Here is a 12,242-nt window from a genome sequence, read left to right on the forward strand (position 1 = left end):
GATTAGAAGTCCAATTTCATTTGCTCCGGCAATAGTCTGAAGCTCTTTCTGTGGAGCTCGGTTGGACCGTGCGTTGCAATCGCTTTTCGATGGGCGGCTGTTGGATACCCTTTGTTCCGCTCCCAAGCGTATTCGGGATGTTGAGCAGCCGCTTCGAGCATGAAGGCGTCGCGGTGCGTTTTCGCCAGCACAGAGGCCGCGGATATGCTCAAGTATTTGCCATCGCCTTTGACGATACATTCATAGTCAATCTCTCGGTAGGGCTTGAAACGATTCCCATCAATCAAAATAAGTTCAGGCTGAGGGTCTAATTGGTCCAGGGCACGGTGCATTCCCTCGATAGAGGCCCAAAGAACATTGAGCTCATCCACTTCTTCAGGACTCAGAAAGGCAACCGACCAAGAAATGGCCTCAGATTCAATGATAGGTCGCAGAAGTTCTCGACGCTTTTCACTGATTTGCTTGGAATCATTGAGCCAAGGGTGATGAAAGTCCTTCGGCAAAATACAGGCGGCGGCTACTACTGGGCCCGCAAGGCAACCCCTCCCCGCCTCGTCGCATCCGGCCGTGAGGCCGTCAAAATCATAGTGAACGGGCATCTTCCATCATTTTCTCGACACTCGACCAGTACTTGGCTGCCGATTGATCCCAGCTAAAGGTCTGGGCCCGTTCTAGTGCAAGGTGGGCAAATTCCTGATGAACAGTTCGATCGGCGACCAGCTGATTCATCGCTCTGGCGATGTCCTCAATCCGGTAGGGGTCAAACAGTAAGCCGGCCGTTCCAACGACCTCGGGAAGCGCCGTGGCGTTTGCCGCGAGTACGGGAACACCGCATTGCATGGCTTCCACTAAAGGAATTCCAAAGCCCTCATAGGTGCTGGGTAAAATCAAAGCATCCGAAGCAGCGATGGACTGGCGAAGAGGTTCGTTGTCGAGTCTGCCGGCGAAGATGACTTGATCGGCATGCTGCATCGCGCCGTAGGCGCTCTTTATGTCCTCTGTTAAAAACATCTTTTCCCCGACAATCATCAGTTTGTGGGGCAAATCGGTTTGGGACTTGAGGTAGTCGAAGGCTTCGATGAGGCGGGCGACGTTCTTTCTCGGATTCAAGGCACCGACAAAAACAAAATAGGGCTGGCTGTCCGTTTTCTCCCGGCGATAAGCGGAAATCTCGTCCTCAGACAAGGGCTGAAAGCGTTCGTGAGCACCGTTGTACACAACGTCGATTTGATCTTCAGCAATGCCGTATCGATCTTGAATATCCTGCTTGGAGTAGTTGGACACGGTTTGAAGGCGATCTGCCCGTTGAGCGAAGAGCCTAAAGTAGTAGAGGTAGTACTTACGCGTCAGCCAGGGCAAGTTTTCGGGGTTGGCCTCGAAATTAAGGTCGTGCAGAACGGTAGAGCTTGGAACGCGAGCGCGCAAACTCAAATAGCCATCCGTACTTAAGAAGGCATCTGCCTTGTGCTTGCTGAGGGCCTGTGGAACGCTGTGCTCAAAAAACCAATACCACAGATAAGGGTGTCGAGCCGGGGGAAATAGTTTGACCGGAGTAACGTTATCCCCGAAGACAAAGGTCTCGGACCAGGGGCGGTCGAAAAAGAACAGAAATTCGTGCTCCGGATGGTTCTGGGTGACGCGCTTGAAAATCTCGTAGGTAAAGCGGCCAATGCCCTCGAGTTTACCTTCGAGCAGAAAGCGGGTATTGACGGCGATGCGCATGAGCCAAAGGTACAAATTCACTCGACCCAAGGCGCCCGGGCTTTTGTGTACCTTTGCGGCTATGCTCGAAAAAGTGATGCGGAAATGGGGGTATGTCCAGAAAGACGCCAACCTGATGCAGCTCTTGACCAGTTCAGGATTGGTCCTGTTCTTTAAGGTTTCGGGCGCATTGGCGGGCTACCTTTTCACCTATTTGGTATCGAACTACTACGGTGCTCGTATCTACGGAATTTACGAACTGTGCTACACGGCGATCATGATTGCCGGAGTCGTCGGTCGTTTGGGACTAGACGGAGCCCTGGTTCGCTTTATGGCCGAATTCAAGTCCAAAGAGCAGTTTGGCACGCTGCGACGCGTATACCGGAAGTCCATGACGGCCTCCGGCCTTCTTTCCTTGGCCCTTGGGGCAGGACTCTATCTTCTGGCGCCCTGGCTGGCTGAACGCCTCGGAACGGAAACCGAATGGTTGACCTCAGCATTTCGATGGACGGCATTGATCATTCCACCCTTCGTTATGCTGGGTATGAATACAGAGGCACTCAGGGGATTGAAGCGCATGACGGATTTTGCGGCCCTCCAGCACGGATCCATCATTCTATTGGCCGCTTTAGGTGTTTGGTTATTATACGGACAGGCTCCTGATCATTTAGTCCCGGTGCTCGGTTATGGTGGCGGAGTGGTCCTCCTTCTGGCAGTAAGCGTTGGTCTTGTACGGTGGCGTATACATCAAGTGGGATCGGTTTCGGCTCCCGGTCCAGGCGTTCCCTTTCGAAGTGTTCTGAATGTTGCCCTGCCTATTCTTTTGAGTACCTCTATGTTCTTGGTCATCAGTTGGACCGACACCTTGATGATCGGATATTTCTTGGATGAGACCAATGTGGGAATTTATCGGGTGGCCTTCAAGATCGCAACGCTGATCACCTTCGCTCAGTTTGCCATCAACAGCATCGCGGCCCCCATGTTTAGTGAATTCTTTGCTCAAGACAATCTGGACGGCATTCGCAAAACGACACGTCAAATTGGCTTGCTCAACTTGGGAGTGAGTACGCCTATCTTCCTGATCATCATTGCTGTACCCGGATTTTTACTCGGACTCTTCGGCGAGGAGTTTGCCCCCGCCGTTTGGTCCTTGATTGTACTGGCGGCCGGTCAATTGGTCAACGCTCTTTGCGGGCCTGTGCTGTACATTCTCAATATGACTGGAAAGGAACGTGTAGCTCAGCGCATCATGATCATCACTAGTGTATTGAACGTTGGGCTCAACCTTTGGCTCATTCCAGCCTACGGATACCTAGGCGCTGCCGTGGCCACAAGCTTCAGCATGATGCTCTGGAACATCCTGGCCGTCATTTACATCAAGCGGACCTACGGGTTCATCACCTTTCCAATACTGGACCGATGGATCGATTGAACTTCTTCTTGATCGGTGCGGCTAAGAGCGGAACGACCACGCTCTATGAGCGGATGAAAAATCATCCTGAAATCTATTTGAGTCCACTCAAAGAGCCCAATTATTGGAGCTCGGATATTGACCCCGAGGGCTTCAGCGCGGCCTTTAAGGCCAATACGCCAATGGATCTGACTCCGTACTTCAGCCAGCACCCTCTACCCGAGCTTCAGGTGGGCTTTGTCCGCAGCGCGGCGGACTACGCGCAGCTCTTTGAAGATGTTCGAGACGAAAAAATTATTGGGGAATGCTCCACCTCCTATCTGTTCAGTGAAAATGCCGCAAAAGAAGTGGCGGCGCAATATCCCGAGGCCAAAATTCTCGTGGTCCTCCGTGACCCTGTGGAACGTCTTTTCTCACACTATTTAATGGCTCGGAAATACGGCTACACCACTTTAGAACTGAGGGCCGCTATTGAAGAGGATCAGGCTAACAAGGATAAAGGGTGGGGAAAAAGCGAGCTCTTCGTGGAGCTCGGGATGTACGGAGAGCAGCTGGAGCGCTGGTTCAATCATTTCCCCAAAGATCAAATCAAGGTGCTCTTTACGCCTGAATTGGACCAAGAGGTCTGTTTCGAACGTCTTTGGGATTGGCTGGGGGTAATGGAGCATCGTGCCGTAGGCACTCAAGAAAAAGAAAACCAGGCTGGCTTGGCTCGATTTGAAGGATTGAATAAGTGGCTGACGGATAGCGGCTTCAAGAAGGTTCTGGGGGCCTTCATACCTCCGAATTTTAAGCGAAAACTGCTGGATTTCTACTACACTGATGTAAATTTGCCGACCCTCAGTGCCGAGGACCGAAAATATTTGGCCGCTTTTTACGCTGAAGATAGGAAGCGCCTTGAAGATCTTTTGGACCGGACGGTGCCCTGGAACTAAACCTAATCGTATGAACTTGGATTCAAGTAACCTGATCGTTTACCTCTACCGTTGGCGCATGCCGCTGATTGTCGTGACTTTTTTGTCGGCTGTAGCCGCCGCGATATTCAGCGCTCCCGCATTCATTCCACCGAAGTTTAAATCTACGGTGGTCCTTTTCCCGGCTACCACGAACTCCGTTTCGAGCGCACTTCTCGGTGAGCGGAATGCCTATACGGCGGACATCCTCGAGTTTGGTAAGGAAGAAGAAGCCGAGCAGATGCTTCAGATCCTTTACTCGGATGAAATTCGCGATAAAGTGATCCGCAAGTTCGACTTGATGAATCACTACGATATTGATCCGGATTCCAAGTACAAGCAAACGAACCTTTACCGCGAGTTCTCGAGCAACATCACCTATCGCCGGACGGAATACATGTCCGTGGAGATTGACGTGTTGGATACGGATCCACAACTAGCCGCCGATATAGCCAACGAAATCGCTACGCTCTTGGACTCGGTGAAGAATCGGGTGCAAAAAGAGCGGGCACAGCAAGGTCTGTTGATTGTAGAAAAGGAATACAAGAACCTGCGTCGCGAAGTGAAGGCGATGGAGGATTCACTGCGCGATCTTCGGGTGAAGGGAATTCACGATTACGAAGGCCAAAGTGCCGTACTTAGTGAGCAAATTGCCACAGCCCAAATCGAAGGGCAGAAAAGTGTCGCTCAAGAGCTACAGTACAAACTGGACACCTTGGCGAAATACGGGGGTGCTTACACCTCACTGCGCGATCAGTTGAAGTTCCGATATGAGGAATTGAACTTGATGAAGACGCGTTACGAAGAAGCTAAGGTAGATGCCGAAGTGAGTCTTCCTCATAAGTTTATCGTCAACGAGGCCTTCCCTGCGGAGAAGAAGACCTACCCAGTGCGCTGGTTGGTCGTTGCTATTAGCACTCTAGGTGGCTTTGTCTTGACCCTTTTGACCATTATCGTTCTGGACACCGTACGCAAGGCCAATAAGGACGGGGTCGCCAAGGCATAAGGACATGGACAAGGTCCTCAACGCTCGGAATATTTTAATCATTGGGCTCGCGTTCATCGCGGTGAATGCCTATTTAATTACGCAGGAATTCTTCTGGGCGGGACTTTTTCCCTTTGCTTTATTCATCGTAGCCTTGGCACTCTTGTCCATGGACAAGTTGCTCTTGCTCATTTGCTTTTTAACGCCTCTATCGGTCAATCTTACGGAGATGGGACTAGGCCTTGGTGTGGGAATGGCACTCCCCACGGATCCCTTGATGTTCGGCATCCTTCTGATCTTCTTGCTGCGGGTCCTTCACGAGGGTGGATTTGATCGGAAAGTCGTTTGGCACCCTATATCCCTGATCATCATCGGCCAACTTGTCTGGATGTTCTTTACGAGCTTAACCTCAACCATGCCGATGGTGTCCTTCAAATTCTTGGTCGCCCGCCTTTGGTACGTCGTGAGCTTCTACTTTGTAGCGACTCAATTATTCAAGAATCGACAACAAATCGTCCGGTACTTCTGGGCCTACATTTTTGGGCTAGCCATCGTCATTGTATGGACCGTGTATCAGCATTACCTCAATGCCTTTGACGAACAGGCTGCCCACTGGGTCATGTCCCCGTTCTTCAAAGATCACACCTCCTACGGGGCGCTCCTCGCCTTTTACTTCCCCGCATTGATTGGGCTCACCTTCATCAACACTAAGAGCAATCAAATGAAAGCCCTGATGGGCATCATCGTCTTCATTTTCTGCGTGGGAATTGTCTTGTCCTATACGCGGGCAGCTTGGCTTAGTTTGATCGCTGCCTTTGTCGTTCTGTTGCTCATGATCTTCAAGGTGCGGTTTCAGTACATCGTCTTCATGTTGGCCATCGTCATTGGTGCCTTCGCGATGGTCCAAGATGAGCTCCTCATGAAGCTGGAAAAAAACGATCAGGACAGCTCTGGAGACCTCGTAGAGCACGTGCAGTCCATGAGTAACATCTCAACAGATGCCTCGAACCTGGAACGAATCAACCGCTGGAAATCGGCTTGGAGGATGTTTTTAGACCGACCCATCGTCGGATTTGGCCCCAATACCTACCAATTCCAGTACGCACCTTACCAGCATCCGGACGAAAAAACCATCATCTCGACCAACAATGCCGATATGGGGAACGCGCACAGCGAATACCTTGGCCCGCTGGCCGAGCAGGGCTTCCTCGGCCCTATTTGGGTGCTGCTATTGGTCGGAGTCATGTTCTACAAAGGGATTACCCTGTACATCAAACTCCCTCCTGGGCAGCTGCGTATGCTGACGGTTATTGCCACGCTAGGCCTAGTGACCTATTGGACACACGCCTTCCTGAATAATTTTCTGGATACGGATAAAGCCTCCGTTGCCGTATGGGGCTGCCTCGCCATTTTAACGGCGATCGAAGTTTACCACCTGCCTGAGGAGATTTCCGAAGAGAAGTAAGCGCTTACTTAACGCGCTCCATATATTTCCCGTCTGGAGCAGACACCTTGACCTTATCTCCCTCATTGATGAACAGAGGAACCTGAATCTCCGCACCGGTTTCAACCGTTGCAGGCTTCATTGCGTTCGTTGCCGTATCCCCTTTCACTCCAGGCTCCGTGTACGTAACCTCAAGCTCAATCGAAGAAGGCATTTCACAGGTCAATGGATTTTCGTTCTCGGCATCGAACAAAATCTGCACGTCAATCCCTTCCTTCATGAGTTCTGGAGCGTCCATCATTTCTTTTGCGAGAAAGATCTGATTGTAGTCACTGGTATTCATAAAGTGAAAACCTTGATCATCGTTATAGAGGTACTGATACGTGCGATTCTCTACACGGAGGTCGTCAATTTTATGTCCCGCAGGGAAGGTGTTATCCAACACTTTACCGTTGGTCAAACTCTTGATCTTCGTGCGCACAAAGGCCGCTCCCTTTCCTGGTTTCACGTGCTGGAATTCAATAATCTTCCAAATATCGTGGTTGAAACGAATGCAAAGTCCTTTGCGAATGTCTGAAGTAGTAGCCATGAGTTGGTTTTCTTTTCTAAGGTTTAGTGCCTACGGCACGATGCGTTATCTCCGTCACTTGTAATCTTCAATCCGGAGTTGCTGATCACAAAAATAGTATTCCTCTTGATTTTCATTGCTCGCAACGATCACGATTCGATTTTTCCGGTGCTCGTCCATCAATTTCACATACCAATCAATCCCTTTTCGGTCCAGGTTTGATGTAGGCTCATCTAGGAGAAGCACGGGTGTATCTGCCAAGGCAGCGAACACCAAGCGAACCCGTTGCTTCATTCCGGAAGAAAAATACTTGAGCTCGCGATCCGCAGCTTCTTCGAGATAGGCCAATTGAATGATTTTCTCATTGTCCCATCCACTTTTCCATGGACGCAATTCACTGCAAAAACTCAAGAATTCCCGCAAGGTATACTCTTCTATAAGCTCCAAATACGGAGCAGCTAGGGCAATTCTGGCATGCAATTCCTCCACTTCAAGTCCGTCAATCGTCAAGGAAACGGAACCTTCAAAAGGCATTAATGCCCCAGCCAAGGTTTTGAGCAGAGTGCTTTTACCAGATCCATTCGCTCCCAGAATCACCGTCGGCGTCTCGGGAGTAACCTCCAGGTTCACTCCTTTGAAAATATAGCGTCTATTGTACGCCTGGCATAGTTCGGATGCGTGCAGGCGCGTCATGATTAGCTCTGGTAACCCCGCATAATTCCGCGCTTGGAATTACGGCAGAAACTGATGATTTCATCGCGCTCGTCCGATACTGGAAACTCAGCCTCAAGCATATCTAAGGCCTGAGTAGTATTCATCTTAGACTGATAAATAGCGCGGTAAATGTTCTGAATCTCCTTGATTTTGTCTGGATTGAATCCACGACGTCGCAAACCAATGGAGTTGATCCCAACAAATTGAATGGGCTCACGTCCCGCCTTCGTATAGGGTGGCACGTCTTTACGAACCAATGCTCCACCGCCGATCATGGCGTGCGCTCCGATGTTGCAGAACTGATGCACGGCAGTCAATCCACCGAGAATGGCATAATCACCAATCTCGCAGTGTCCCCCTAGGGCCACGTTATTGACCAAGATGGCATTTTTCCCGATGAAGCAATCATGGGCCACGTGTGCACCGACCATCAAGAAGGCTCCTTCACCAACGACCGTTTTGCCTGTCTCATTCGTACCGCGATGCACGGTTACGTGCTCACGAATAACCACATTATCCTCAATGATGCACTCGGTCATTTCATCCGGATCGAACTTCAAGTCTTGTGGTGGAGCGGAGATCACTGAACCCGGGAATATGCGAACATTCTTTCCGATTCGTGCACCTTCCATAATGGTTACTCCAGACCCAATCCACGTTCCTTTGTCAATCTTGACATTCTTATGGATGGTACTGAAAGGTTCAATGACCACATTGGAGGCTACTTTGGCTCCTGGATCTACGTAGGCTAGGGGTTGGTTCATGATTCATTTCTATTCTTGACAATCTGGGCCAACATTTCTGCTTCAACGGCCACTTGATCGCCTACGTACCCGCGACCGAACATGTTGGCCAGTCCGCGGCGTATGGGAGTAATCAATTCTAATTTGAAGACGAGGGTATCTCCAGGGACGACTTTGCGTTTAAACTTCGCATTGTCGATTTTCATAAAGTACGTGGTGTAGTTCTCCGGGTCTGGAACCGTGTTGAGTACCAAAATTCCACCGACTTGAGCCATGGCTTCAATCTGGAGAACTCCTGGCATCACCGGCTCACCTGGGAAGTGGCCCACGAAAAAGGGTTCGTTCATGGTGACGTTCTTCACCCCAATCACGTATTCCTCGGTCAATTCCGTGATCTTATCGACCAACAAGAAAGGAGGACGATGCGGTAAGGTCGCCATGACCCGATTAACATCATATAAGGGTTCGGCTGCAAAGTCCACAAATGGAGCCTTCTTTTCGCTCTTTCGAATCTCTGCGGAAATCAATTTGGCAAACTCTGTATTGGCCGTATGTCCAGGACGCGTTGCGATAATCCGCCCTTTAATTGGTCTTCCGACCAAGGCTAAATCGCCGACCACATCCAGAAGCTTGTGGCGAGCCGCCTCATTGGGATGCTCCAATTCGAGGTTGTTCAAAATTCCCGCTTGACTCACATCAATATCTTCACGTCCAAATACCTTGCGCAATCGTTTCATGTCCTCATCAGACACTTCTTTGTCTATGTAAACGATCGCGTTGTTCAGGTCACCACCCTTAATTCGTCCTGCATCGAGCAAGGTGTTGAGCTCGTGTAAAAAACTAAAGGTGCGTGCTCGGCTGAATTCGCTTTTGAAGTCCTCAATTTGCTCCATATGGGCAAATTGATTTCTCAAAACCAAGCTATCAAAATCGACCATCACCGTGATGGAGAAATCATCCGCCGGCATACCAATGATCTCCACTCCATTCTCTTCGTCGACGTAATGAATGTTCTCGGTAATCTCAAAGAAATCGCGCTCCGCCTGCTGCTCGGCAACTCCAGCAGATTCCAAAGCTTGGAGGAACTCCTTTGCACTTCCATCGCAAATGGGTGGCTCTTCACTGTCAATGTCGATCAGGACATTGTCAATTTGTAAACCACTCACAGCCGCAAGTACATGCTCGACCGTAAGGACTTGAACTCCTTTTTCTTCGATGGTGGTTCCGCGGTTCGTATCCACAACACTTTTACAGCGAGCGTGAATTATGGGTTGATCTTCGAGATCAATACGGCGGAAAACAATGCCGTGGTTCTCTTCTGCTGGGTGGAACGTTAAGGTGACGGATTTTCCTGTGTGCAATCCGGTTCCCGCAATCGATACGGGTTTCTCAATCGTGCTTTGATTCAGCTTCATGATGAAGATTTTTGGCCGTTCTCAAGCGCTTCAATGCGTTCGACCAATTCTGCCAATTTTCTAAAATGAATGTAGGATTTACGGTAGTCTCGAAGGTTGAAAGCGGGTGATCCCATGATGACTTCTCCTTCAGCTACATCGCTCGAAATTCCAGATTGCGCAGCGATTTTGACATTATCGCCAATGGTCAAATGTCCGGCGACACCAACCTGCCCTCCAATCATACAATTCTTACCCACTTTCACAGACCCGGCAAAGCCACATTGAGCGGCGATCACCGTATTCTCGCCAATAACACAGTTGTGGGCGATTTGAATGAGGTTATCGAGCTTGACTCCTTTTTGAATAATGGTTGAGCCAATGGTTGCACGATCTATGGCCGTATTGGCACCGATTTCTACATTGTCCTCAACGACCACGTTTCCGATTTGAGCAACCTTGTCATAGGCGCTATCCCCATTTGGAGCAAAGCCAAACCCATCACCCCCAATGGTCACTCCACCGTGGATGCGGCAATGACTTCCGATCACGCAATCGTATTCGATTCGGACACCGGCGTACAAGGTGGTTTCCTTTCCTATAACAACACCATCACCCACATAACAGTGAGGGTAAATCTTGGCGCCATCACCGATTCGGACTCCTTTTCCAATACACACTCCCGGCGCGATGTAGACATTCTCTCCCACTTCCGCTGACTCGTGTATAAAGGCTCCAGAGCTCACTCCCACCTTTACCTTTCGCTGACTGTCGTACCAGTTCAGGAGGCGGGCAAAACTCTGATAAGCGTCGTCTACGCGAATCAAGGTCGCAGCAATATCGCGATCTGGTTCAAAGTCGCGATTCACGATCACTACAGAGGACTTGGTGTCGTAGATGTATTGCGTGTACTTGGGATTGGCCAAGAAACTCAAGGACCGATCAGTCCCTTCTTCAATCTTGGCAAAACGTTCCACAACAGCTTCTGCGTTGCCTTCTGTTTCCCCTTCCAGTACTTCGGCTATTTGACGTGCCGTAAATTCCATTCCGACAAAAGTAATATTTTTTATGGGGTGCCCGTGGGATAAGACCTACAGCTTTTCGGGTAGATCAAAAGGTGTTTCACCACGTCTCCCTGCTGTGAACCCCAGTGTAAATGATCCGAGACCTCTGCAACATCTTTGAGGCTTCCATCGCGATACAGCAGTTTGATCGAATCCTTCTCAGGATCATAGAGGTTGTTATGAATGCTGTCTTCATACACCATGTATCCAGCCTCTTCGACGGACACATTGTACTTTTCAGCGACTTCAGCACGATAATGAGCCACTTGCTCAGGTGCGAAGGGCTTCGTTGAGAGCTCAATGCGGAATAAACGTCGATCAATCAAAGCCACCGATAAGCGGGCGAGAATCGGATCCTCGTGGTTCTTCCATTCTTTGATTGAAGCCATGATATCTGCATCATCCAATTCGGTGAAACGCTCCAGAAGTTCGTCATCGGCATAAAACTCTTCCGGAGAGAGCGTTGAGGTCAAAAATGATTGAAACGCGTCTGTCGCAAAAAGTCGTTCGCCTTTTTGGGTTAGGTCTTTGGCCCTGCGTAAAATGTGCATAAGAATGTACTCAGCGACCAGAACTGTTTTGTGCAAATAGACTTGCCAATACATCAAACGTCGCGCAACGAGAAATTTCTCCACACTGTAGACGGCCTTTGCATCCAAGACCAATTCATCATTGGCGACGTTAAGCATTTTTAAAAGTCGCTCCGTTCCGACCTGACCTTCGGAAACGCCACTGTAAAAACTGTCGCGTCGCAAATAGTCCAAACGATCCATGTCCAGTTGACCGGAAATCAGTTGGTGCAGAAATCGTTTCGGATAACGATCTTGAAAAATATCCATTGCCAAAGTCAGTTGTCCTTCGAATTTTCGATTCAGACGTTCCATGATGGCCAGACTGACTCGTTCGTGGTGGACTCCAGGCACGATGCAGGTCTCTAGGGCGTGCGAAAAGGGCCCGTGGCCAACGTCGTGCAGCAGAATACCTAAATAGACCGCCCTGGCCTCTTCGGTCGATATCTCGTGTCCCTTGGATCGAAGTACCGAAACAGCCTGTTGCATGAGGTGCATAGCCCCTAGAGCATGATGAAAGCGGGTGTGATAAGCGCCGGGGTACACCAAGTACGTTAAACCGAGCTGCGTGATTCTTCTGAGCCTTTGGAAGTAGGGATGCTCAATAAGATCAAAGGTAAGTTCGTTAGGTATGGTAATGAAGCCGTAAATCGGATCGTTAAGGATCTTTTTTTTATTGACGCGCGGCTGAGGCAA

The 12,242-nt window shown here is 49.8% G+C and carries 12 protein-coding genes; 4 read left to right on the forward strand and 8 right to left on the reverse strand.

Annotation, left to right across the window (positions count from 1 at the left end):
- Positions 1-2: 2 nt before the first annotated feature.
- A complete protein-coding gene (locus HZ996_00075) occupies positions 3-599 on the reverse strand; it encodes a ribonuclease HII (protein ID QTN37597.1) in 597 nt (198 codons plus the stop codon).
- Complete coding sequence (locus tag HZ996_00080; GenBank protein QTN37598.1) at positions 583-1,722, reverse strand: glycosyltransferase family 4 protein; 1,140 nt, start codon at positions 1,720-1,722, stop codon at positions 583-585. The genes HZ996_00075 and HZ996_00080 overlap by 17 nt, the downstream gene beginning before the upstream one ends.
- A gap of 61 nt (positions 1,723-1,783) precedes the next feature.
- Here HZ996_00080 and HZ996_00085 point away from each other — a divergent pair, with 61 nt between their 5' ends.
- Genes HZ996_00085 through HZ996_00100 form a run of 4 tightly spaced genes read left to right on the forward strand, consistent with a single transcriptional unit; the run spans position 1,784 to position 6,515 of the window.
- Complete coding sequence (locus HZ996_00085; protein ID QTN37599.1) at positions 1,784-3,133, forward strand: flippase; 1,350 nt, start codon at positions 1,784-1,786, stop codon at positions 3,131-3,133.
- Complete coding sequence (locus HZ996_00090; protein QTN37600.1) at positions 3,121-4,047, forward strand: sulfotransferase; 927 nt, start codon at positions 3,121-3,123, stop codon at positions 4,045-4,047. Before HZ996_00085 ends, HZ996_00090 begins: the two co-directional genes overlap by 13 nt.
- A 10-nt stretch (positions 4,048-4,057) precedes the next feature.
- Positions 4,058-5,071 (forward strand): hypothetical protein, encoded by a 1,014-nt coding sequence (locus HZ996_00095; GenBank protein ID QTN37601.1) that lies wholly within the window; start codon positions 4,058-4,060, stop codon positions 5,069-5,071.
- A 4-nt stretch (positions 5,072-5,075) separates the two neighbouring features.
- The gene (locus tag HZ996_00100) at positions 5,076-6,515 is read left to right on the forward strand and encodes an O-antigen ligase family protein (protein ID QTN37602.1); all 1,440 of its coding nucleotides are present in this window, start codon (positions 5,076-5,078) and stop codon (positions 6,513-6,515) included.
- A 4-nt stretch (positions 6,516-6,519) separates the two neighbouring features.
- Here the strand turns inward: HZ996_00100 and efp are convergent, their stop codons facing one another.
- Genes efp through HZ996_00130 form a run of 6 tightly spaced genes read right to left on the reverse strand, consistent with a single transcriptional unit; the run spans position 6,520 to position 12,242 of the window.
- Positions 6,520-7,083 carry an elongation factor P gene (gene efp, locus HZ996_00105; GenBank protein ID QTN37603.1) on the reverse strand — a complete coding sequence of 188 codons (564 nt, stop codon included), beginning with the start codon at positions 7,081-7,083 and terminating at the stop codon, positions 6,520-6,522.
- Positions 7,084-7,137: 54 nt separating this feature from the next.
- Positions 7,138-7,755, reverse strand: a complete 618-nt coding sequence (locus HZ996_00110; GenBank protein ID QTN37604.1) for an ATP-binding cassette domain-containing protein — start codon at positions 7,753-7,755, stop codon at positions 7,138-7,140.
- A gap of 2 nt (positions 7,756-7,757) precedes the next feature.
- On the reverse strand, positions 7,758-8,540 hold the full coding sequence (gene lpxA / locus HZ996_00115; GenBank protein ID QTN37605.1) for an acyl-ACP--UDP-N-acetylglucosamine O-acyltransferase: 783 nt from the start codon (positions 8,538-8,540) through the stop codon (positions 7,758-7,760).
- Positions 8,537-9,934, reverse strand: coding sequence for a bifunctional UDP-3-O-[3-hydroxymyristoyl] N-acetylglucosamine deacetylase/3-hydroxyacyl-ACP dehydratase (locus tag HZ996_00120; GenBank protein QTN37606.1), 1,398 nt, complete (start codon positions 9,932-9,934; stop codon positions 8,537-8,539). Before HZ996_00120 ends, lpxA begins: the two co-directional genes overlap by 4 nt.
- On the reverse strand, positions 9,931-10,959 hold the full coding sequence (gene lpxD / locus HZ996_00125; GenBank protein QTN37607.1) for a UDP-3-O-(3-hydroxymyristoyl)glucosamine N-acyltransferase: 1,029 nt from the start codon (positions 10,957-10,959) through the stop codon (positions 9,931-9,933). Before lpxD ends, HZ996_00120 begins: the two co-directional genes overlap by 4 nt.
- Positions 10,960-10,979: 20 nt before the next feature.
- Complete coding sequence (locus tag HZ996_00130; protein QTN37608.1) at positions 10,980-12,242, reverse strand: HD domain-containing protein; 1,263 nt, start codon at positions 12,240-12,242, stop codon at positions 10,980-10,982.

The organism is Cryomorphaceae bacterium (genome assembly GCA_017798125.1).
Classification (GTDB): Bacteria; Bacteroidota; Bacteroidia; order Flavobacteriales; family ECT2AJA-044; genus ECT2AJA-044.